Below are 21,831 nucleotides of genomic sequence, written 5' to 3' on the forward strand. Positions count from 1 at the left end.
TTTATTTTACTCTTCGTAATAAATCAAAAGACGCTCAGCGTCATCCGGCTGCGGAACCTCCCCCGCTGCCACGCGCATCGCGCAACTATGCACTCATACTCAGGAGCTTCTATGTTCAAGAACGCATTTGCGAACCTGCAAAAAGTAGGTAAATCGCTGATGTTGCCGGTATCGGTTCTGCCGATTGCCGGTATTTTGCTAGGTGTTGGTTCTGCAAATTTCAGCTGGCTGCCGGCCGTGGTCTCCCACGTCATGGCCGAGGCGGGCGGGTCAGTGTTCGCCAATATGCCGCTGATTTTTGCGATCGGTGTGGCGCTGGGCTTTACCAATAACGACGGCGTATCAGCGCTGGCGGCAGTTGTCGCTTACGGCATTATGGTTAAAACGCTGGCGGTCGTGGCGCCGCTGGTGCTGCATCTGCCTGCGGCAGAGATTGAAGCGAAACATCTGGCGGACACCGGCGTACTGGGCGGGATCATTGCCGGTGCGATCGCTGCCTATATGTTTAACCGCTTTTACCGTATCAAGCTGCCGGAGTACCTTGGCTTCTTCGCCGGTAAACGCTTTGTTCCGATCATTTCCGGCCTGACCGCTATCTTTACCGGTATTGTGCTCTCATTTATCTGGCCACCGGTGGGTACGGCAATTCAGGACTTCTCCCAGTGGGCTGCGTATCAGAACCCGGTTGTCGCTTTCGGCATCTACGGCGTGATTGAGCGTGCGCTGGTGCCGTTTGGCCTGCATCATATCTGGAACGTTCCTTTCCAGATGCAGATTGGTGAGTTCACCAATGCGGCCGGCCAGGTATTCCACGGTGATATTCCGCGTTACATGGCGGGAGACCCGACTGCCGGTAAACTCTCAGGCGGCTTCCTGTTTAAAATGTATGGTCTGCCAGCTGCTGCTATTGCTATCTGGCATTCGGCGAAGCCTGAGAACCGTGCCAAAGTTGGCGGCATCATGATCTCTGCCGCCCTGACCTCGTTCCTGACCGGTATTACCGAACCGATTGAGTTCTCTTTCATGTTCGTGGCACCGATCCTCTACGTGATCCACGCGATTCTGGCAGGTCTGGCGTTCCCTATCTGTATCCTGCTGGGTATGCGTGACGGTACCAGCTTCTCGCACGGCCTGATCGATTTTATCGTCCTGAGCGGTAACAGCAGCAAAATCTGGCTGTTCCCGATTGTCGGTATCATCTACGGCCTGGTTTACTACACCGTTTTCCGCGTGCTGATTGCAAAACTGAATCTGAAAACGCCGGGCCGTGAAGATACCGCGATTGAGCAGAGCAGCGCCACCGGCAGCGAAATGGCGGGCAAGCTGGTCAGCGCCTTTGGCGGCAAAGAGAACATCACCAATCTGGATGCCTGTATTACCCGTCTGCGCGTCAGCGTGGCCGATGTGGCAAAAGTTGATCAGGCTGAGCTGAAAAACCTGGGCGCCCGCGGCGTGGTGGTTGCCGGTTCCGGTGTGCAGGCTATCTTTGGCACTAAATCAGATAACCTGAAAACGGAAATGGACGATTACATCCGCAGCATGTAACGCCTTTGCAGCAGGATTGTGCACCGTGACTAAAAACCCCCTCCCGCGAGGGGGTTTTTGTTTGTCAGCGCGCCGCTGTAAAAGCAGCCAGTCAGTGAAGAAAAGCCCGGAGAAGGTTGAAAGAAGCGGATTTTCTCGCGCATACTGCCAGACTGACTCAGGTAAAAAGGAACCGCACCATGGCTGAAGAGACTATTTTCAGTAAAATCATTCGCCGTGAAATTCCGGCCGATATTATTTACCAGGATGAACTGGTCACCGCCTTTCGTGATATTGCACCCAAAGCGCCCACTCACGTGCTGATTATCCCTAATGTCCTGATCCCCACGACCAATGACGTTAAGCCTGCGCATGAACATGCGCTCGGGCGGATGATCACCGTGGCGGCAAAAATTGCCCGCGATGAAGGCATTGCTGAAGATGGCTACCGCCTGATCATGAACTGCAATCGCCACGGCGGTCAGGAGGTCTATCATATACACATGCACCTGGTGGGTGGTGAACCCCTGGGCCCGATGCTTGCTTATTAACCTCAGGCGGACCTGATATGCGTCGATGGCTGAGCGGCCTGCTATTATTGACTCTGGCAGGCTGCAGTAGTGATAAACCGATGATCAATACTTCACAATCGCTGGTGATGGAGTCATCCGTGCTGTCAGCGGGGATCATTACTGACGAGCCCCAGCTTACCAGCCGCGACGGTCAGCTGCAGGCGGCCAGCACGCTGCAGAATCTGCGTGAAGCGCCTGTTACGGTTCATTATCGTTTCTACTGGTATGACGATAAGGGACTGGAAATTGAGCCGCAGGAGCCGGCACAGACGCAAACTGTTCCCGCACACGGCAGCGTGATGGTGGCTTCGCAAATGGGCAATCTCACCGCCAGCAAAGTGCGGCTTTATCTTTATCTCTAAGGAGTAACCCGTGATCCGCAGTGTTCAACGTTCTGGCGCGCTACTGTTTGCGCTGATGCTTACCGGCTGTGTGGTAAAACAGCAGACGCCGGCACCGGTCGAACCGACGCAGCCGACGACTCCGGTTCAGCCGGAACCGCAGCCGGAGCCGCAGCCCGTACCGCCGCCGCAAAATGTGCCGCAGCCGCCCAAGCTGAAAACCATAAACTGGAGCGCCAGCGTCTCGCCGCTGGTGGCCAATATGGTGCAGTCTGCCGGGGTGAATCCGGGCAGCGTGCTGCTGGTCGATCGCCTTAAAAACAGCACCAACGGCGCGCTGCAGACCGAAAAAGCCACCGGTGCCATTCAGAGCGCGCTGGCGAACAACGGCAAATTTACCCTGGTGTCTGATGACCAGCTGAATCAGGCGCGCCAGACGCTGGGCCTCTCACCAGAAGATAGTCTGAATTCGCGCAGCAAAGCGATCGGCCTGGCGCGCATCGTAAACGCGCAATATGTGCTCTATAGCAATGCGAAAGGCGAGGTGAAGTCACCCACGCTGCAGATGCAGCTAATGCTGGTGCAGACCGGCGAAATCATCTGGTCAGGTAATGGTGCAACACAACCCTGATCCCGCACTGGTTGACCTGGTGCAGCAACAGTGGCCGACGGCATCTGCCGCCGGCTATTTTTTCGCGCTGCCGGGTCTGAGCGGCAACAGTTTTCAGATTGCGGGCGAGCAGGAGACGCTGCTGGCCCGGCGCACGCCTCCGCAGCCTATTCCTTTTGTTGACCGGCAGCGCGAATACCGTATTTTGCGCCAGCTGCGCAATGCCGGTCTGGGGCCGGAGCCGCTCAGCTGGCGCTCCCCCTGGCTGCTGCAGCGCTGGCTGCCGGGTGAGGCGCTGACGCCTGCCGCCTTTGACGCACAGCGCAGCGCAATAGTGGCGCTGGTCAGTACGCTGCACCGGCAGCCGCTGACCGGCTATCCGTTGCGGCTGCTGCCGCTGCTGCAGCTCTACTGGCAGCGCTGCCGTCAGCGGCACTGGCGCTGGCTGACGCGGCTGCAGCGGCTGCAGCGACAGGGGGAGCCGCGCCCGCTGCGCCTTGCGCCGCTGCATATGGATGTTCATCCAGGCAATGTGATCGCGACGCCAGCCGGGCTGAGGCTGATTGACTGGGAGTATGCGGCCGATGGCGACGTGGCGCTGGAGCTGGCTGCTATCTGTGCATGGGCGCCGACGCAGGCAGCGGCGTGGACGGAAGAGTATGCCGCACGGACGCACATGGATGCGACCGTGCTGGCGCGTCAGATCGCGCGCTGGCAGCCGTGGCTGCAGCTGCTGATGGCGAGCTGGTATCAGCTGCGCGCCGAGCAGAGCGGCGAGGCGACTTTACAGCAGCTGGCGCAGACCAGCTGGCAGGATATTTAATTCAGGAACCGAGTTATGACAATCAATGCACCCGGCCCGCTGATGCTGGACGTGGCGGGCTACACGCTGGACGCAGAAGAGCGCGAGATATTGCAGCACCCGCTGGTGGGCGGACTTATTCTGTTTACGCGCAACTTTCATGACGTTGCTCAGCTCCGCGAGCTGGTGCGTCAGATCCGCGCCGCTTCCCGTAACCGGCTGGTGGTGGCGGTGGATCAGGAGGGCGGACGCGTGCAGCGTTTCCGTGAAGGCTTTACGCAGCTGCCGGCAATGCAGTCCTTTGCTGCCCTGCACGATTTGGCTGCGGCAGGCGATCTGGCGCAGCAGGCGGGCTGGCAGATGGCGGCGGAGATTGCCGGGCTCGATATCGATATCAGCTTTGCGCCGGTGCTTGATATCGGCCACATCAGCGCCGCAATCGGCGATCGGGCGTTTCATGCCGATCCGGCTATTGCGCTGCAGATCGCGCGGCGCTTTATTAACGGCATGCGCGAAGCCGGTATGAAAACCACCGGTAAACACTTTCCTGGCCACGGTGCGGTCAGTGCGGATTCGCATAAAGAAACACCGCGCGATACGCGCGACGCCGCCACGCTGCGCCAGCACGACATGGCTATTTTTCAGCAGCTCATCAGTGAACAGCTGCTGGATGCGGTGATGCCGGCCCACGTTATCTACAGCCAGGTTGATCCGCTGCCCGCCAGCGGCTCGCCTTACTGGCTGCAGCAGGTGCTGCGTCAGGAGCTCGCCTTTGACGGCGTGATCTTCTCCGACGATCTCTCAATGGAGGGCGCCGCCGTGATGGGCAGCTACGCCGAACGGGCGCAGCAGTCGCTGGATGCCGGTTGCGATATGATTCTGGTCTGCAACCAGCGGGCGGGCGCCATCAGCGTGCTGGATAATCTGCAGGCGGGTCCGGCAGAACGCATTACGCGGCTCTGGCATCGCGGGCAGCATACGCTGGATGAGCTGCAGAGCAGCGCGCGCTGGCGGCAGAATCAGCGTCAGCTCAGCGATCTGCAGGCGCGCTGGCTGGCGCATACTGCACAGCAGTAAGCGTTGTGAAGCGCCGCATTCCCTGTATGAATGCGGCGTTTGTCGTGTGATGCTATTCACAAAACGTGTAACATTCTGATAATCCCCGCGAAAGATTGATCTGCATCAATTTCCTTATGATCTGGTTAGACCGGCGTGATATTCTGCCCTCAGCGTGCGATTAAACATCGCCAACCCTATGTTTATTAAGGTTTTATTTAACCGTTAATTAACTTTTGGTTTACAACTTTGAGGGGGTCTGCATTGACTACAACCGTGGAAAAGATCGTCATTATTGGCGGAGGCGCCGGTGGCCTGGAGCTGGCAACGCAGCTGGGGCATAAGCTGGGGCGCAGCAAAAAAGCGGAGATTATTCTGGTTGACCGCAACCACAGTCATCTCTGGAAACCGCTGCTGCATGAGGTGGCGACCGGCTCTATGGATGAGGGCATTGACGCGCTGAGCTATCTGGCTCACGCCCGCAACCACGGCTTTCAGTTTCAGCTGGGTTCGCTGACGCAGATCCATCGCGATCGCAAAACCATTGAGCTGGCGGAAATCCGCGACGCTCAGGGCGAGATTCTGGTGCCGCAGCGTGAGCTGGCGTGGGACCGTCTGGTGGTGGCGCTGGGCAGTACTTCCAATGATTTCGGCACCCCGGGCGTCAAAGATCACTGCATCTTCCTCGACAATCCGCATCAGGCGCGTCGTTTCCATAATGAGATGCTGAATCAGTTTCTGCGCTTTTCTGCCAGCGAAGGCGAGCTGCAGAAGGTCAATATCGCCATTGTTGGCGGCGGCGCCACTGGCGTGGAGCTCTCTGCTGAGCTTTACAATGCGGTGAAGCAGTTGCACAGCTACGGCTACAAAGGTCTCGACAGCAGCGCGCTCAACGTCACGCTGGTGGAAGCGGGTGAACGCATCCTGCCTGCGCTGCCACCGCGCATCTCTGCGGCGGCCCATCAGGAGCTGACCAAACTGGGCGTGCGCGTTCTGACGCAGACCATGGTGACCAGCGCCGATGCGAAAGGGCTTAACACCAAAGAGGGTGAGTATATTGCTGCCGATCTGATGGTGTGGGCAGCAGGCATCAAAGCGCCTGACTTTATGAAAGAGATTGGCGGTCTGGAGACCAACCGTATTAACCAGCTGGTGGTTAAAGAGACGCTGCAGACCACGCGCGATGAAAATATCTACGCGCTCGGCGACTGTGCCTCCTGTGCGCTGCCCGGTGGTGGCTTTGTACCGCCGCGCGCGCAGTCGGCGCATCAGATGGCGTCACGGGTGCTGGATAACATTCTCGCACAGCGTAAAGGCAAGCCGCTGAAAGCGTACGTCTATAAAGATCACGGCTCACTGGTCTCGCTGTCGCGCTTTACCACCGTAGGCAGCCTGATGGGTAACCTGATGCGCGGCTCAATGATGGTGGAAGGGCGCATTGCGCGCTTTGTCTATATCTCTCTGTATCGTATGCACCAGATTGCGCTCCATGGATACTTCAAGACCGGACTGATGATGCTGGTTGGCAGTCTGAACCGCGTACTGCGTCCGCGACTTAAACTGCACTAATCAATAGCGGGCGACATAATGTCGCCCGCTCCCGTTTTGTCCGTAATAAGCTGCTGATAATCATCAGTTCACCGCAACATTACCTGCCCCAAACCCGCGGCTCAGAACTCTCCTAAAAGCTGGCCCTGCTGCGCTTACGCCGCGTTTCTTCCATTAATCTGATGTTGCAATTCCGGACCATCTGCAAAACTTATCTTCAGGAACACGGCGCGGCGCGCACGCCGGTTATGCCTCCGCTACAAGCCTGTAGCGACGGGAATGCGCGGTAACACTGTCAGGAGGATATTCCTGTGAATAAATCAATGCTTGCGGGTATCGGAATCGGCGTAGCAGCAGCGCTGGGCGTGGCGGCGGTCGCCAGCATGAACGTGTTTGATCGCGGTCCGCAATTTGCTCAGGTGCTGTCAGCCACCCCGATTAAAGAGAGTATCAAACAGCCGCGTCAGGAGTGCCGTAACGTTACGCTGACGCACCGTCGTCCGGTACAGGATGAGAACCGTATTGCCGGTTCGGTGCTGGGTGCCGTCGCGGGCGGCGTGCTGGGTCATCAGTTCGGCGGCGGTCGCGGTCGCGATGTGGCTACCGTAGCGGGTGCACTGGCCGGCGGCTACGGCGGTAATCAGGTGCAGGGCGCTCTGCAGGAGCGGGACACCTACACTACCAGCGAACAGCGCTGCAGAACGGTATACAGTAAACAGGAAAAGATGCTGGGTTATGATGTGACCTATAAAATAGGCGACCAGCAGGGCAAAATCCGCATGGAGAATGACCCTGGCACCCGCATCCCGCTTGACCGCAATGGTCAGCTCATCCTGAATTCGAATCAGGCCTGATTGGGCAAAGCTATTTCACAGCAAACCAGATAAAAAAAGCGCCGTAAGGCGCTTTTTTCTTTTGCATCAGCCCGCCGGCAGCCGGTGCCTGGCCAGTTCAGTGATAAAGTCCTGAACCCACTCCATGCGCAGCTTGCGTTCAGCCAGATCGCGCGTGAAGCGCAGCCGCGTCGGGCCATCCAGCTTCCACTGTGCCGGATCTTTCTGCAGCAGGCTAATCAGCCAGCCGGGATCGATCTGATTCTGTGGGGCAAACTCAAAGAAGCCGCCTTTGTCACTGGCTTCAATTTTGCGCACGCCCAGCTCGCGCGCGGCCAGGCGCAGCGCGGCAATATCCAGCAGATTGCGCGCGGCGTCAGGCAGTTTGCCGAAGCGGTCAATCATCTCTACCCGCAGTTCAGCCAGATCCTGCTCGTCGGCGGCACTGGCAACCCGCTTATAGAGTGAAAGACGGGTGCTGACATCGGGAATAAAATCGTCGGGCAGCAGCGCCGGCATCCGCAGTTCAATCTCAGTCTGATTGCTGGTGAGATCTTCCAGCGACGGCTCGCGTCCCGCTTTCAGGGCATCCACCGCATTTTCCAGCAGCTCCATATAGAGCGTAAAGCCGATGCTCTCCATCTGACCGCTCTGATCCTCGCCCAGCAGCTCACCGGCGCCGCGGATTTCAAGGTCGTGCGTCGCCAGCGCAAAGCCGGCGCCTAAATCTTCCAGCGAGGCGATCGCCTCCAGCCGCTTCTGGGCATCGGTGGTCATCGCTTTCGGGTGCGGTGTCAGCAGCCAGGCGTAGGCCTGGTGGTGCGAGCGGCCAACGCGACCGCGCAGCTGGTGCAGCTGCGCCAGACCAAAGTGATCGGCACGTTCAATGATGATGGTGTTGGCGCTGGGTACATCGATACCGGTTTCAATGATGGTGGTACAGACCAGTACATTAAAACGCTGATGATGGAAATCGTTCATTACCCGCTCCAGATCGCGCTCGCGCATCTGGCCATGACCAATCGCGATACGCGCTTCCGGCACCAGATCCGCCAGCCGCTGCGCCGCTTTCTCAATGTTTTCCACGTCGTTATAGAGGTAGTAAACCTGACCACCGCGCAGCACTTCGCGCAGAATCGCTTCACGCACCACCAGGCTGTCATACTCGCGCACAAAGGTTTTTACCGCCAGGCGACGGGCAGGCGGCGTGGCGATAATCGACAGATCGCGCATGCCGCTCATCGCCATATTCAGCGTACGCGGAATAGGCGTAGCGGTCAGCGTCAGGATATCGACGTCGGCGCGCATCGCCTTGATGCGCTCTTTATGCCGCACGCCAAAGCGGTGCTCTTCATCCACAATCAGCAGCCCGAGGTCGCGCCATTTGAGATCGCTCATCAGCAGTTTGTGCGTGCCGATCAGAACATCGATTTTGCCTTCGCTCGCCTGCTCCAGCACCTGTGCCTGCTCTTTCGCGCTGCGGAAGCGTGACAGCATCTCGATACGCACCGGCCAGTTGGCAAAGCGATCGCGGAAGTTATCATAGTGCTGCTGCGCCAGCAGGGTGGTGGGAACCAGTACCGCCACCTGCCTGGTGTTCTCCACGGCCAGAAACGCCGCGCGCATCGCCACTTCCGTTTTACCAAAGCCCACGTCGCCACACACCAGGCGATCCATGGCCAGCGGCTGGCACATATCACTCAGCACGGCGTTAATTGCCTGCGCCTGGTCCGGCGTGGTTTCAAACGGGAAGCCCTCGCAGAACAGCCGGTACTGCTCGCGATCGTGCTTAAAGGCGTAGCCGCTTTTCGCAGCACGCTGGGCGTAGATATCCAGCAGTTCCGCCGCCACGTCGCGTACCTTTTCCGCCGCTTTCTGCCGTGCGCGTGACCAGGCGTCGCTGCCCAGCTTGTGCAGCGGCGCATTTTCATCGGCGCCGCCAGCGTAGCGGCTGATCAGATGCAGTGAGGAGACCGGCACATAAAGCTTGGCGTCGCCGGCGTAGGAGAGCATCAGATACTCCGCCACAATACCGCCCGCCTCAAGCGTGGTGAGTCCGATATAACGACCGACGCCGTGCTCCAGATGCACTACCGGCTGCCCCGGATGCAGCTCCGCCAGGTTGCGGATCAGCACGTCCGGATTGATGGTGCGGCGATTATCCTGCCGGCGACGGCTGACGCGCTCGCCCAGCAGATCGCTTTCACAGATCAGCGCGCGATCGCGCAGCGTATCGATAAAGCCACGCTCGCTGGCGCCAATCATCAGGCTGTACGGCTGAGCCGCCGCTTCGCTGAAGTGTTCAACCGGCTGAGGGCGTAGCTTAATGCGCGCCAGCAGCTCCTGCAGGCTTTCCCGGCGGCCTTCACTCTCTACCGAGAAAATCACCTGGCCGCTGAACTGCTCCAGAAACTGGCGCAGCAGGTCGAGTGGGGCTTTCGCCTGGGCCTGCACGGTAAGCTCCGGCAGCGGTTCATAAGCCAGGTTGGTATTGGCGGCTTTTTCCGGCAGCGTTTCTGCCGTGAGCTGCATGCGCGGCCAGGCTTTCAGTTCGCTGAGCAGCGCATCGGGCCGCAGCCAGAGCGTGGCCGGCTCCAGCAGCGGGCGCATCGGATCGATGCGCCGGTTTTCAAAGCGCGCGTTCGCATCCTGCCAGAAGCGCTCCGCGCTGCCAGCCAGATCGCCGCAGTTCAGCACCAGCGTGCTGGCGGGCAGGTAGCTGAAAAGCGTGGGCAGCGGCTGCTCAAAAAACAGCGGCTGCCAGTATTCGATGCCGGAGGGCAGCGTGCCTTTACTGACCTGCTGATAGATATGCTCCGGCTCGCGGCGCACGTCGAAAATTTCGCGCCAGCGGGTACGAAACAGCTCGATCGCCGCTTTGTCTGTGGGAAATTCGTGCGCCGGCAGGAGATTGATCGCATCCACTGACTCCAGCGTGCGCTGGCTGTCGACGTCGAACAGGCGCAGGCTGTCGATTTCATCATCAAAAAAGTCGATGCGATAGGGCTGGTCGCTGCCCATCGGGAAGAGATCGAGCAGGGCACCGCGCGTGGCGTATTCGCCATGCTCCATCACCTGATCGACGTGGCGGTAACCCGCCTGCTCCAGCTGATCGCGCAGCGCGTCGCGTGACAGTTTCTGTCCCTGTTGCATCACCAGCGCGTGCCCGTGCAGGAAGCTGTGCGGGCAGACGCGCTGCATCAGCGTATTGACCGGCAGAATCAGCATGCCACGGGCCAGCATCGGCAGCTGGTAAAGCGTAGAGAGGCGCGCAGAAATAATATCCTGATGGGGCGAAAAGCTGTCGTAAGGCAGCGTTTCCCAGTCCGGCAGATTAATCACCGGCAGGTCGGTAAACTGTCGGATCTCCTCCTGCAGCCGCAGCGCGGATTGCATATCCGGGGTGATCATCAACACCGGACCCTGATGGCGTTCGGTGATACTGGCGCATTCAACCGCCTGTGCGGCGCCGACCAGCTGGCCGAGCTGACGATGGTCTCCTGCTTTGGCAGGCAGGGTATAACGGTGCTGTTCCGACATAGGGTCTCGACGTGCTCTCCTTGTATTTCAGGGCGTCATCATTCCATAAACCGCCCTGATGATCATCTCTCCATTGTGCCCGCAGGCAGGCCGGAAGGGAGCGACAGCGACTCCGCGCTATCAGCCTGAGAGATATAATAGTCCCGATATGCCAGTGATGGTATGCGCGCGCCGCCAGCGGCAGCCGTTCGTACAGCTTTTATCCGGCCGCGCGGCGGGCCGGAACCATTGCGGTGACAGAAATCTCTCCTGTGACGCGGCAGGGACGCATTTTGATGCAACTTCGCTCAACACTCAGTGGGTTAGAGGTTTCATAAAGCAGGCGGCTCCATTATCATCCCTCTACCTTATTATCAGGCAATGGCCAGAACGGAACTCATGTATCAACCAGTTGCGCTATTTATCGGTTTACGCTACATGCGTGGACGGGCTTCAGACCGCTTCGGTCGCTTCGTCTCCTGGCTCTCAACTATCGGTATTACCCTGGGCGTGATGGCGCTGGTGACCGTGCTGTCGGTGATGAACGGCTTTGAGCGTGAGCTGGAGGGGAACATCCTGGGGCTGATGCCGCAGGCGCTTATCACCAGCGACAAAGGCAGTATCGATCCGCAGCAGCTGCCGGCTGACAGCCTGAAGCTGCAGGGCGTCACGCGCGTCGCTCCCCTGACCACGGCCGATGTGGTGCTGCAGAGTGCGCACAACGTCTCGGTCGGCGTGATGCTGGGCGTTAATCCGGACGAACCCGATCCGCTCACGCCTTACCTGGTCAACACGCAGCAGCAGGTGCTGCAGGCGGGCAAATATAATGTGATCCTCGGTGAGCAGCTCGCCGCACAGCTCGGCGTGAAGCGGGGCGATGCGCTGCGTCTGATGGTGCCTTCGGTCAGCCAGTTTACGCCGGTCGGGCGCCTGCCCAGCCAGCGCATCTTTACCGTTGCCGGCACTTACGCGGCAAATAGTGAAGTAGATGGGTACCAGATCCTTGTCAATCAGCAGGATGCATCACGCGTTATGCGCTATCCGGCAGGCAGCATCACCGGCTGGCGGCTCTGGCTGGAAAAGCCGCTGAGCGTGGATGCGCTGAGCACCCAGCCGCTGCCGCAGGGCACGGTGTGGAAAGACTGGCGCGAGCGCAAAGGCGATCTTTTCCAGGCGGTACGCATGGAAAAAAATATGATGGGGCTGCTGCTGAGTCTGATTATCGCCGTAGCGGCGTTCAATATTATTACCTCGCTGGGTCTGCTGATTATGGAGAAGCAGGGCGAAGTGGCGATTCTGCAGACGCAGGGCTTAACCCGGCGGCAGATTGTCGCGGTCTTTATGGTGCAGGGCGCCAGTGCCGGTATTATTGGCGCGCTGCTGGGTGCGCTGCTTGGCGTGCTGCTTGCCAGCCAGCTGAATACGCTGATGCCGGTCATCGGCCTGTTTCTCGATGGCGCGGCGCTGCCGGTGGACATCAATCCCTGGCAGGTAGTGATTATCGCCCTGATTTCAATGACGGTTGCGCTGCTCTCAACCCTTTACCCCTCCTGGCGCGCTGCCGCCGTTCAACCCGCTGAGGCTTTACGTTATGAGTAATACCCCTTTGTTGCAGTGCCGCGACCTGTGCAAACGCTATCAGGAAGGCAGCGTGCAGACCGATGTGCTGCGCAACGTGGCTTTCAGCCTGCAACCCGGCGAGCTGGCGGCGATTGTCGGCAGCTCCGGCTCCGGTAAAAGTACGCTCCTGCATCTGCTGGGCGGGCTGGATGCGCCGACCTCGGGCGACGTGGTGTTTGATGGCCGTTCGCTTAATGCCATGAGCGCCGCCGCAAAAGCGGAGCTGCGCAATCGCGAGCTGGGCTTCATCTATCAGTTCCATCACCTGCTGCCTGACTTCAGCGCGCTGGAGAACGTGGCGATGCCGCTGCTGATTGGCAAAACCGCCAAAGCGGAAGCTGAGAGTCGCGCCCGCGAAATGCTGGCGGCGGTCGGGCTGGAGAAGCGCGCCGCGCATCGTCCTTCTGAGCTCTCAGGCGGCGAGCGTCAGCGCGTGGCGATTGCCCGGGCGCTGGTCAACCGTCCGCGTCTGGTGATGGCGGATGAGCCTACCGGCAATCTTGATGCACGCAACGCCGACGCGATATTTGAGCTGCTGGGCGAGCTTAACGTGCGTCAGGGTACGGCGTTTCTGGTGGTGACTCACGATCTGCAGCTGGCAAAACGGCTGACGCGGCAGATGGAGATGCGTGACGGACAGCTGAGCGATCGCCTGACGCTGGGAGCAGAGGCATGACCTCTTCACTCTCGCTGTTGCTGGGGCTGCGCTTCAGCCGGGGCCGGCGGCGCGGCGGCATGGTATCGCTGATTTCAGTGATCTCCACCGTGGGAATTGCGCTGGGCGTGGCGGTACTGATCATCGGCCTCAGCGCTATGAACGGTTTCGAGCGTGAGCTGAATAACCGCATTCTGGCCGTCGTTCCGCATGGTGAAATTGAGCCGGTCGAAGGGCCGCTGCGCGACTGGCAATCTCTGATCGCCCCGATGGAGCAGGTGCCCGGCATCGCGGCGGCGGCCCCCTACGTTAATTTTACCGGATTGATTGAGAGCGGAGCCAGGCTGCAGGCGCTGCAGGTCAAAGGGGTTGATCCGCAGCAGGAGTCGCGTCTCAGTGCACTGCCGCAGTTTGTCGCTGGCGACGCCTGGGCACAGTTTGCCGCCGGCAGGCAGCAGATTATTTTAGGCAGCGGTATTGCCAAATCACTGAACGTAAAGCAGGGCAGCTGGATCACCATCATGATCCCGAACAGCAGCGCGGATAATAAGCTGCAGCAGCCAAAGCGCATCCGGCTGCAGGTCAGCGGCATTCTTCAGCTGAGCGGCATGCTCGATCACAGCCTGGCGCTGGTTCCGCTGGCGGATGCGCAGCGCTATCTGGGCCTGGGCGACAGCGTCAGCGGTATCGCACTGAAGATGAGCGATCCGTTTCAGGCGCAAAAACTGGTGCGCACGGCCGGTGAGGTAACCCACGCCTATGTTTATATCAAAAGCTGGATTGGCACCTACGGCTATATGTATCGCGATATCCAGATGATCCGCGCCATTATGTATCTGGCGATGGTGCTGGTGATCGGCGTTGCCTGTTTTAATATCGTTTCCACGCTGGTAATGGCAGTCAAAGATAAGAGCGCAGACATTGCCGTGCTGCGTACCCTGGGGGCGAAAGATGGGCTTATCCGCGCTATCTTTATCTGGTACGGGCTGCTGGCGGGCCTGCTGGGCAGCGTCAGCGGCGTTATTACCGGTGTGCTGGTGGCGCTGAACCTGACGCCGGTGATGCGCGGCATCGAACATCTGACCGGGCATACGCTGCTGGCAGGCGATATCTATTTTATCGACTTTCTGCCGTCGGAACTGCACTGGCTGGATGTTGTCATTGTACTGGCAACCGCTATCGTGCTGAGCCTGATCGCCAGTTGGTACCCGGCGCGACGCGCCAGCCGCCTCGATCCGGCCCGCGTGCTGAGCGGTCAGTAACCGCCCTGACGCAGCCGCTCCGGCGGCTGCGTCCGGTTTCAGCGACTGCGTACGGCGGTGTGGCCACGCAGTCGCTATTACCGGGACAGCATTGCCCACTACAACACCCGAAACACGGCGTACTGCGCCGCAGATCAAGGAGTTTTTATGCGCATACAGCGCCGCCGCCTGCGGCTCGCCCGCGACCGGAAAAACCGCCGTAAAGTGCATCAGCGCTTTCGCCAGCGCATTTTTGAGCGCGATCGCAGCGCTGAACTCGCCGCGCATCCGCTGCCGCGCGTGGTGGTACTGACCGGTGCCGGCATCTCTGCTGAATCGGGCATTCGTACTTTTCGCGCCTCCGACGGCCTGTGGGAAGAGCACCGTATTGAAGATGTTGCTACGCCGGAGGGCTTTCGCCGCGATCCGGCGCTGGTGCAGCGCTTTTATAATATCCGCCGCCAGCAGCTGCAGCAGCCGGAGATCCAGCCTAACGCCGCGCATCTGGCGCTGGCAGAGCTGGAACAGGCGCTGGGCGATAACTTTCTGCTGGTCACACAGAACATCGATAATCTGCACGAGCGTGCCGGCAGCCAGCGCGTGCTGCATATGCATGGCGAACTGCTGAAAGTACGCTGTGAGGAGAGTGGCCAGGTGGTGACGTGGTACCGCGACGTGACCGCCGACGACCGCTGCACCTGCTGCCAGTTTCCGGCGCGGCTGCGGCCGCACGTGGTGTGGTTTGGCGAAATGCCGCTCGGCATGGAAGAGATCTATGAGGCGATGCAGCAGGTCGATCTGTTTATCGCCATCGGCACCTCAGGCCATGTCTATCCTGCCGCCGGATTTGTACATGAAGCCACGCTGCAGGGCGCGCATACGGTCGAGCTGAACCTGGAGCCAAGTCAGGTGGGCAATGAGTTTGCCGAAGGAAAATATGGCCTGGCGAGCGAAGAGGTACCGGCATTTGTGCAGCGCCTGCTGCAGAGCCTGGAGCACTAAACCGGGCGCCTGCGCGGCGCCCGTTACGCCTTTCAGCGGCCCGCTTTCAGCTTCTGAAACAGCGTTTCATACTGTACGCTGGCGGCCCCGACATCATTCTGCCATTCGCCTTTTCTGATGACGTCAGCAGGCGGATAGAGTGACGGATCCTGCGCAACGGCGGCAGGCAGCAGCTTTTTTGCCGCCAGATTTGGCGTCGGGTAACCGATGGTTTCCGCCACCTGAGCTGCCACATCAGGGCGCAGCAGGAAGTTGATCAGCTTCAGCGCCCCCTCCCGGTTTTTCGCATTGGCCGGGATCGCCAGATTGTCCATCCAGAAAATGCCGCCTTCTTCCGGCCAGACAATGCTCAGCGGCGTGCCCGCCTGACGCGCCACGTAAGCGGAGCCGTTCCAGATCATGCCGACGTTGACTTCACCCTCCATAAACGGGTTACCCGGATTATCGGAGTTAAACGCCAGCACGTTCGGCATCAGCTTTTTCAGCTCTTCCGACGCGGCAGCGATCTGCGCCGGGTCCTGCGTATTACCGGAATAACCGAGCTTGCGCAGCGCCACCTGGAACACTTCGCGCGCATCGTCCGTCAGCAGCAGACTCTGCTTATATTCCGGCTTCCAGAGGTCGGCCCAGCGGGTGATCGTTTTAGGATCGATCTCATCGCTGTTGACACCGATAGCGGTCGCGCCCCAGATATAGGGAATGGAGTAGTCGTTATTGGGATCGAACGGCTTGTTGAGCAGGTCAGGATCGAGATTTTTAAAGTTGCTCAGCTGCGATTTGTCGATCTTCTGCAGCATCCCCTCATTACGCATTTTGGCGACAAAATAGGTCGAAGGCACCACCAGATCGTAGGCGCCATCTTTCCAGGTTTTCAGCTTGGCGTACATGCTCTCATTGGATTCATAGGTGGAGTAGATCACTTTGATCCCGGTCTCTTTGGTAAACTGCTCCAGCAGACCCGGCGGCACATACTCCGTCCAGTTGTAGAAGTAGAGCGTTTTATTGTCAGCCTGCGCGCTCTGCATACACAGCGCCATCGCTCCCGCTATCAGCCAGCAAGCGTGTTTTTTCATGGGGTATCCTCTATTGGGTTTTATCACGGAGCAGTAGCTGACTGATCGCCACCAGCAGCAGCGACAGCAGCAGCAGGATCGTCGCCAGCGCGTTCACCTCGGGTGAAACACCGACTTTCACCATGGAGTAGATCTTCAGCGGCAGGATTTCGAAACCCGGCCCGGTAACGAATGATGAGACCACCACATCATCCATAGAGAGAGTAAAGCTCAGCAGCCAGCCCGCTGCCACGGCCGGCATCGCCAGCGGCAGCAGGATTTTACGCAGAATCGTCACCTCGCTGGCACCGAGATCTTTTGCCGCCTCCAGCATGCGCACATCAAACCCTTTCAGCCGCGAGTAGACGGTGATCACCACAAAAGGCAGGCAGAAGGTGATATGCGAAAACAGCAGCGACCAGAAGCCGAGCGAGATCCCCAGCAGCATAAACAGCACCAGCAGGGAGATCGCCATAACGATATCCGGCGACATCATCACCACAAACAGCATCCCGCTGACAAAGGGCTTACCGCGAAAACGGTAGCGGTAGAGCGCGACGGCCGTAAGCGCGCCGATAAGCGTGGCGCAGGTTGCGGAGATCACACCCATGATAAGTGAGTGCTGCGCTGCCTGAATCAGACTGTCGTTGTTCAGCAGCAGCTGATACCAGCGCGAGCTGAATCCCTGCCAGTTAATGCCAAAGCGCGAGGCGTTGAAGGAGTTTACGATCAGGATAATCATCGGAATATAGAACCAGGCATAGATTGCGGCCATAAAGACGCCGCGTAGCAGACGCGCCATCATGAGAGATCCATCCGGTTATTCAGCAGCCGCGCCGCCCGCCAGTAAAACAGCAGCATAATGCCCATCAGCAGCGTCATCACCACGCTGGTTGCTGCGCCTGACGGCCAGTCGCGAATGTTCAGGAACTGGCTTTTGATAATATTTCCGATCAGCAGATTTCTGGCGCCGCCCATAAGGTCGGCAACGTAAAACATGCCCATCGCCGGGATAAATACCAGCAGGCAGCCCGCGACAATGCCGGGCAGGGTCAGCGGCAGAATAATGCGTACAAACGTCTGGAGCTTACCGGCACCGAGATCGCGCGCCGCTTCAAGGTACGACCGATCGAGCTTCTCCAGGCTGGAGTAAAGCGGCAGTACCATAAACGGCAGCAGGATATAGATGAGTCCCAGAATCACCGCTTCAGAGGTGAACATGATGCGAAAAGGTTTATCTGTCACGCCGAGCCAGAGCAGAAAGTCGTTCAGCCAGCCGCGGGTGCTGAGAAAGATCTTCAGCCCATAGATGCGGATCAGCGAGTTGGTCCAGAAGGGCACTATCAGCAAAAAGAGCATCAGCGGACGCAGCCGGGGAGAGAGCCGGGTGAGGCACCAGGCAAACGGATAGCCCAGCAGCAGACAGCACAGGGTGGCGATCAACGCCATATTCAGTGAATGCAGCAGCACGCTGGCATAGAGCGGGTCGAGCAGGCGGCGGTAGTTATCAAAGGTCAGTACCATGCTGACAAAGTGCGCATCATCGCGCGTCAGAAAGCTGGTGACGATAATCATCAGATTGGGCAGCAGCACAAACAGCGTCAGCCAGCTGACAATCAGGGCAACAATCGCTTTCTGCAGACGATTACGCATCAGTTTCATAGGGCAGTACCACCTCCCAGTCCGGCACCCAGCGGATAGCCATTTTTTGATTCAGCGAGTGGTCAAAATCGGGGTCATCTTCGTTGAAGAATTCACTGACCGTCAGCAGCTTGCCGTTCTCCAGCTCCACCGAGGACTCCAGCGTCATGCCTTTATAGCTGCGGTCGCGAACAAAACCGGTCAGATACTCGCTGCGGCTGTCATGGGCGATCTCCTCAACGCGCAGATCTTCCGGGCGCAGCAGTACGTGCAGTTTATCACCGGGCGCTACCGGAAACGGGCAGTGCAGATCGCAGGCGATGCCTTCAACGCGCGCGCGGATAGTGGGCGCGCGGTCGCACGCGATCACCTCGGCGTCAAAGACGTTAATTTCACCGATAAAACGCGCCACAAACAGGTTGCCCGGCTCTTCATAAATTTCACGCGGCGTGCCATCCTGCTCAATGCGGCCGTCGCGCATCACCACGATACGATCTGACATAGAGAGCGCCTCTTCCTGATCGTGGGTGACAAAAACAAAGGTGATGCCCAGTTTGCGCTGCAGCGCTTTCAGCTCGTTCTGCATCTGACGACGCAGCTTATAATCCAGCGCCGAGAGAGATTCATCCAGCAGCAGGACTTTTGGCCGGTTAACCACGGCGCGGGCGATAGCGACCCGCTGCTGCTGTCCCCCTGAAAGCTGACGCGGGCGCCGGTCGGCGAAACTCTCCAGCTGCACCATGGCAAGCGCTTCATCAACGCGCTGAACAATCTCATCGGCGGGGCGCTTCTGCATGCGCAGACCGAATGCGACGTTTTCGAACACGGACATGTGCGGAAACAGCGCGTAGCTCTGAAACACGGTATTGATATGACGCTGCTCGGCGGGCGTATCGGTAATATCGCTGCCATCCAGCGTGATACGGCCGCTGTCGGTGGTTTCCAGCCCGGCAAGCAGACGCAGAATGGTGGTTTTTCCACAGCCTGAAGGACCCAGCAGAGTAATAAACTCCCCGTGTCCGATATGCAGGTCGAAGTCAGAAATGATGGTTTTCCCATCGAAAGCTTTACTGATGCCAGAAAGCGTAACCAGCGCCTGTTGCGCGCATGTTTGCGTCATTTTTGTCACTCAGTCTGAAGGGATCAGGATAGCGGCTCGCTGCCGGCGACAGCGAGCCGTAGTGAAGGCGGGATAATACCTGAAAATTTATCTAATGCCATAATTTACCGCTGAATTACCTGGAAAAGAGGGCAAACTACCGAACTGTGCGTAACAGGTCAGCCGGCAATAATTTACCTGGTACACGCTATAGCAGGCAGGCTAACCTAAAGAAGAGTGATATCGCGCAACACGGCGGCCAGCTGCCGCCACAATAATAACACTGGCTTAAACAGGGGGATAACAGATGGAACAGTTACTGGAACGCTTTCTGCGCTACGTAGCAATAGAGACGCAGGCTAAACCGCAGGCGCGGCAGGTGCCGAGCAGTGAGGGGCAGTGGATCCTGGCGCGTCAGCTGCAGGAAGAGCTGATTGCACTGGGCTTTGTCGATGTATCGCTGAGCGACCACTGCTGCGTAATGGGTACGCTACCGGCCAACGTCGACTGGCCAGTGCCGGTTATCGGCTTTATTTCTCATATGGATACCTCGCCCGACTACACGGCGAAAAACGTCAATCCGCAGATTGTGGAGAACTATCGCGGCGGCGACATTGCGCTGGGTAACGGGGATGACGTGCTGTCGCCGGTGATGTTCCCGGTGCTGCATAAGCTCACCGGACATACGTTGATCACGACCGACGGCAAAACGCTGCTGGGCGCGGATGATAAAGCGGGCATTGCCGAGATTATGACGGCGATGGCGGAGCTGGCAAAGGGTGAGGTGCCGCACGGCGCTATCCGGGTTGCCTTTACGCCGGATGAAGAGATTGGCCGCGGCACGTCGCACTTCGACGTGGAAGGGTTTGCGGCTGACTGGGCCTACACCATGGATGGCAGCGGTCTCGGCGAGTTTGAGTTTGAGAACTTCAACGCCGCAACCGCGATGGTCTATATCACCGGGAATAACGTTCATCCCGGCAGCGCAAAGAATGTCATGGTGAATGCGCTGGATCTGGCGATGCGCTTTCACGCTGAGCTGCCTGCTCAGGAGAAGCCGCAGTTTACCGACGGCTACGAAGGCTTTTTCCATCTGCACTCCATCAAAGGCACGGTGGAGCACGCTGAGCTGATGTACCTGATCCGCGATTTTGATGCAGACAGCTATGAACAGCGCAAACAGCTGCTGGAGAACATCGGACAGCGGGTGGGCAAAGGGCTGCAGAGTGAATGTTCGGTCAAAGTCGAGATCAGCGACAGCTACCGCAATATGCGCGAAAAAGTGGAGCCGCATCCGCATATTATTGAGCTGGCGCTGCAGGCGATGCGCGACTGCGGCATTGAGCCTGACGTGAAGCCGATCCGCGGCGGCACTGACGGTTCCGCGCTGTCGTGGAAAGGGCTGCCCTGTCCGAATATCTTTACCGGTGGCTATAACTACCACGGCAAGCATGAGTTTGCCTCACTGAATGTGATGCAAAAGGCGACAGAAGTGATTGTGCGGCTCGCTGCGCTGGCGGCAGAGAAGCGGACATAACGCAGGAGAGCGCCTCTCCCGGAAGCGGGAGAGGCGCATGATTTTAATCAGCGAAGAACCAGTAGCCGCTGTTTACCAGACCGGCCAGCTGCGCCAGCAGTGACGGGTCATCCAGCGCGTCACCAAAATCTGCCAGAGCAAGCTCATGCTGGTGCGCCAGCGCGGCCAGTACCTGCGGATGCTGGCTGGTGATCTGCTCGCCATTAACATAGACGGCATCACCCAGCGTCAGTACGCGCAGGCCGCCAAGCCGCGTCAGCGTGTCACCCTGCTGTAGCGCATCGTAAATCTCATCCGGCTGATACGGCGGTTCCGGTGGCGCCACGTCCAGCTCATGGCGCGACTGCGAAATAAATTCGCCAAACCACTGGCTGAACTGCTCCGGCTGGTTGATCACGTCCAGCATAACCTGACGAATGCCTTCAACTTCTGAAGGCAGGATCTGCGACGGGCAGCTGCGCGAAGGCACTTCCGGATCGCTGTAGCGATAGCTGCCCAGCTCATGGGCCAGCATATAATCAGCAAAGCCGCTGATCAGCTCGCGGCCATTTGGCGCCCGGAACCCGACCGAATAGTTGAGCGCATTTTCCAGTGAGTAGCCCTCGTGCGGGAAGCCCGGCGGAATGTAGAGAATATCGCCCGGCTCCAGCTCTTCATCGATGATGGCGTCAAACGGCGCAACCTGCAGCAAATCGGGATGCGGGCAGTGCTGCTTCATCGGAACCTTCTCACCCACGCGCCAGCGCCGGCGGCCGGTACCCTGAATGATAAAGACATCATACTGGTCGAAATGCGGACCCACACCGCCGCCCGGTACTGAAAACGAGATCATCAGATCGTCAATGCGCCAGTCGGGCAGAAAGCGGAACGGGCGCATCAGAGCAGCAGAGCCCTCATGCCAGTGGTTAACCGCCTGAACCAGCAGCGACCAGTTGCTTTCACCCAGATGGTCATAGCTTTCAAACGGGCCGTGGCTGACCTGCCATTTGTCGTTATGGTGGCTGACGAGGCGGCTGTCCACCTCATTCTCCATCGCCAGTCCCGCCAGCTCATCCGGCGAGAGGGGATCCACAAAATTTTTGAAGCCGCGCTTAAGCACGACCGGGCGTTTCTGCCAGTAGCGCTGAATAAAGTCGGTCTGGTTGATATCGAGCTGATAATCCATACGAAGCGTTCCGG

Annotated in this window: 19 protein-coding genes; 13 read left to right on the forward strand and 6 right to left on the reverse strand. The window is 58.7% G+C overall.

From position 1 onward, the window contains the following. Positions 1–111 precede the first annotated feature (111 nt). From ptsG to AC2CF9_RS00990, 8 genes are all read left to right on the forward strand, one after another. A complete protein-coding gene (gene ptsG / locus AC2CF9_RS00955; RefSeq protein WP_150017340.1) occupies positions 112–1,545 on the forward strand; it encodes a PTS glucose transporter subunit IIBC in 1,434 nt (477 codons plus the stop codon). A gap of 179 nt (positions 1,546–1,724) precedes the next feature. Beyond that, on the forward strand, positions 1,725–2,075 hold the full coding sequence (hinT, locus tag AC2CF9_RS00960) for a purine nucleoside phosphoramidase (protein WP_039383861.1): 351 nt from the start codon (positions 1,725–1,727) through the stop codon (positions 2,073–2,075). A 17-nt stretch (positions 2,076–2,092) separates the two neighbouring features. Beyond that, complete coding sequence (locus tag AC2CF9_RS00965; RefSeq protein WP_039383863.1) at positions 2,093–2,458, forward strand: YcfL family putative periplasmic lipoprotein; 366 nt, start codon at positions 2,093–2,095, stop codon at positions 2,456–2,458. A 10-nt stretch (positions 2,459–2,468) separates the two neighbouring features. Beyond that, entirely contained in the window at positions 2,469–3,068 is a 600-nt protein-coding gene (gene lpoB / locus AC2CF9_RS00970) for a penicillin-binding protein activator LpoB (protein ID WP_150017341.1), read from the forward strand. Next, positions 3,049–3,870 carry a thiamine kinase gene (gene thiK / locus AC2CF9_RS00975; protein ID WP_484556042.1) on the forward strand — a complete coding sequence of 274 codons (822 nt, stop codon included), beginning with the start codon at positions 3,049–3,051 and terminating at the stop codon, positions 3,868–3,870. Before lpoB ends, thiK begins: the two co-directional genes overlap by 20 nt. A 15-nt stretch (positions 3,871–3,885) precedes the next feature. Continuing rightward, positions 3,886–4,926 carry a beta-N-acetylhexosaminidase gene (nagZ, locus tag AC2CF9_RS00980; protein WP_484556043.1) on the forward strand — a complete coding sequence of 347 codons (1,041 nt, stop codon included), beginning with the start codon at positions 3,886–3,888 and terminating at the stop codon, positions 4,924–4,926. Between the two features lie 243 nt (positions 4,927–5,169). After that, positions 5,170–6,474 (forward strand): NAD(P)/FAD-dependent oxidoreductase, encoded by a 1,305-nt coding sequence (locus AC2CF9_RS00985; protein ID WP_150017344.1) that lies wholly within the window; start codon positions 5,170–5,172, stop codon positions 6,472–6,474. Positions 6,475–6,764: 290 nt separating this feature from the next. Beyond that, positions 6,765–7,307, forward strand: a complete 543-nt coding sequence (locus tag AC2CF9_RS00990) for a glycine zipper 2TM domain-containing protein (protein ID WP_039383872.1) — start codon at positions 6,765–6,767, stop codon at positions 7,305–7,307. 66 nt (positions 7,308–7,373) lie between these two features. On the opposite strand, the gene mfd is transcribed toward AC2CF9_RS00990, so the two are convergent. Then, the gene (mfd, locus tag AC2CF9_RS00995) at positions 7,374–10,826 is read right to left on the reverse strand and encodes a transcription-repair coupling factor (protein ID WP_484556044.1); all 3,453 of its coding nucleotides are present in this window, start codon (positions 10,824–10,826) and stop codon (positions 7,374–7,376) included. A 378-nt stretch (positions 10,827–11,204) separates the two neighbouring features. Here mfd and lolC point away from each other — a divergent pair, with 378 nt between their 5' ends. The 4 genes from lolC to cobB all read left to right on the forward strand — a co-directional run bounded on the left by lolC (position 11,205) and on the right by cobB (position 15,323). Next, positions 11,205–12,404, forward strand: a complete 1,200-nt coding sequence (lolC, locus tag AC2CF9_RS01000; RefSeq protein WP_484556045.1) for a lipoprotein-releasing ABC transporter permease subunit LolC — start codon at positions 11,205–11,207, stop codon at positions 12,402–12,404. Next, a complete protein-coding gene (gene lolD, locus AC2CF9_RS01005; protein ID WP_150017347.1) occupies positions 12,397–13,101 on the forward strand; it encodes a lipoprotein-releasing ABC transporter ATP-binding protein LolD in 705 nt (234 codons plus the stop codon). The genes lolC and lolD overlap by 8 nt, the downstream gene beginning before the upstream one ends. Then, the gene (lolE, locus tag AC2CF9_RS01010; protein WP_484556046.1) at positions 13,098–14,342 is read left to right on the forward strand and encodes a lipoprotein-releasing ABC transporter permease subunit LolE; all 1,245 of its coding nucleotides are present in this window, start codon (positions 13,098–13,100) and stop codon (positions 14,340–14,342) included. The genes lolD and lolE overlap by 4 nt, the downstream gene beginning before the upstream one ends. Positions 14,343–14,489: 147 nt before the next feature. Next, on the forward strand, positions 14,490–15,323 hold the full coding sequence (cobB, locus tag AC2CF9_RS01015) for a Sir2 family NAD+-dependent deacetylase (protein ID WP_150017349.1): 834 nt from the start codon (positions 14,490–14,492) through the stop codon (positions 15,321–15,323). Between the two features lie 32 nt (positions 15,324–15,355). Here cobB and potD read toward each other — a convergent pair whose 3' ends face one another. The 4 genes from potD to potA are packed head-to-tail and all read right to left on the reverse strand — an operon-like array spanning position 15,356 to position 19,136. Next, entirely contained in the window at positions 15,356–16,396 is a 1,041-nt protein-coding gene (gene potD / locus AC2CF9_RS01020; RefSeq protein ID WP_484556047.1) for a spermidine/putrescine ABC transporter substrate-binding protein PotD, read from the reverse strand. A gap of 10 nt (positions 16,397–16,406) precedes the next feature. Further along, entirely contained in the window at positions 16,407–17,180 is a 774-nt protein-coding gene (gene potC / locus AC2CF9_RS01025; RefSeq protein WP_484556048.1) for a spermidine/putrescine ABC transporter permease PotC, read from the reverse strand. Next, entirely contained in the window at positions 17,177–18,037 is an 861-nt protein-coding gene (gene potB / locus AC2CF9_RS01030) for a spermidine/putrescine ABC transporter permease PotB (protein ID WP_484556049.1), read from the reverse strand. The genes potC and potB overlap by 4 nt, the downstream gene beginning before the upstream one ends. Beyond that, positions 18,021–19,136 (reverse strand): spermidine/putrescine ABC transporter ATP-binding protein PotA, encoded by a 1,116-nt coding sequence (gene potA, locus AC2CF9_RS01035; protein WP_150017352.1) that lies wholly within the window; start codon positions 19,134–19,136, stop codon positions 18,021–18,023. Before potA ends, potB begins: the two co-directional genes overlap by 17 nt. Before the next feature lie 286 nt (positions 19,137–19,422). Here potA and pepT point away from each other — a divergent pair, with 286 nt between their 5' ends. After that, positions 19,423–20,652 (forward strand): peptidase T, encoded by a 1,230-nt coding sequence (pepT, locus tag AC2CF9_RS01040; protein WP_484556050.1) that lies wholly within the window; start codon positions 19,423–19,425, stop codon positions 20,650–20,652. Positions 20,653–20,695: 43 nt separating this feature from the next. Here pepT and AC2CF9_RS01045 read toward each other — a convergent pair whose 3' ends face one another. Further along, positions 20,696–21,817, reverse strand: a complete 1,122-nt coding sequence (locus AC2CF9_RS01045) for a ribosomal protein uL16 3-hydroxylase (protein ID WP_094112135.1) — start codon at positions 21,815–21,817, stop codon at positions 20,696–20,698. Positions 21,818–21,831 lie beyond the last annotated feature (14 nt).

The sequence above is a fragment of the Pantoea sp. SYBGC1 genome (genome assembly GCF_057197005.1).

Excerpts from the sequence above, each read along its gene's own strand:
- ptsG (WP_150017340.1), top strand. The coding sequence starts at position 112 with ATGTTCAAGAACGCATTTGCGAACCTGCAAAAAGTAGGTAAATCGCTG.
- hinT (WP_039383861.1), top strand. The coding sequence starts at position 1,725 with ATGGCTGAAGAGACTATTTTCAGTAAAATCATTCGCCGTGAAATTCCG.
- AC2CF9_RS00965 (WP_039383863.1), top strand. The coding sequence starts at position 2,093 with ATGCGTCGATGGCTGAGCGGCCTGCTATTATTGACTCTGGCAGGCTGC.
- thiK (WP_484556042.1), top strand. The coding sequence starts at position 3,049 with ATGGTGCAACACAACCCTGATCCCGCACTGGTTGACCTGGTGCAGCAA.
- nagZ (WP_484556043.1), top strand. The coding sequence starts at position 3,886 with ATGACAATCAATGCACCCGGCCCGCTGATGCTGGACGTGGCGGGCTAC.
- mfd (WP_484556044.1), bottom strand. The coding sequence starts at position 10,826 with ATGTCGGAACAGCACCGTTATACCCTGCCTGCCAAAGCAGGAGACCAT.
- lolC (WP_484556045.1), top strand. The coding sequence starts at position 11,205 with ATGTATCAACCAGTTGCGCTATTTATCGGTTTACGCTACATGCGTGGA.
- lolD (WP_150017347.1), top strand. The coding sequence starts at position 12,397 with ATGAGTAATACCCCTTTGTTGCAGTGCCGCGACCTGTGCAAACGCTAT.
- lolE (WP_484556046.1), top strand. The coding sequence starts at position 13,098 with ATGACCTCTTCACTCTCGCTGTTGCTGGGGCTGCGCTTCAGCCGGGGC.
- cobB (WP_150017349.1), top strand. The coding sequence starts at position 14,490 with ATGCGCATACAGCGCCGCCGCCTGCGGCTCGCCCGCGACCGGAAAAAC.
- potD (WP_484556047.1), bottom strand. The coding sequence starts at position 16,396 with ATGAAAAAACACGCTTGCTGGCTGATAGCGGGAGCGATGGCGCTGTGT.
- potC (WP_484556048.1), bottom strand. The coding sequence starts at position 17,180 with ATGATGGCGCGTCTGCTACGCGGCGTCTTTATGGCCGCAATCTATGCC.
- potB (WP_484556049.1), bottom strand. The coding sequence starts at position 18,037 with ATGAAACTGATGCGTAATCGTCTGCAGAAAGCGATTGTTGCCCTGATT.
- potA (WP_150017352.1), bottom strand. The coding sequence starts at position 19,136 with ATGACGCAAACATGCGCGCAACAGGCGCTGGTTACGCTTTCTGGCATC.
- pepT (WP_484556050.1), top strand. The coding sequence starts at position 19,423 with ATGGAACAGTTACTGGAACGCTTTCTGCGCTACGTAGCAATAGAGACG.
- AC2CF9_RS01045 (WP_094112135.1), bottom strand. The coding sequence starts at position 21,817 with ATGGATTATCAGCTCGATATCAACCAGACCGACTTTATTCAGCGCTAC.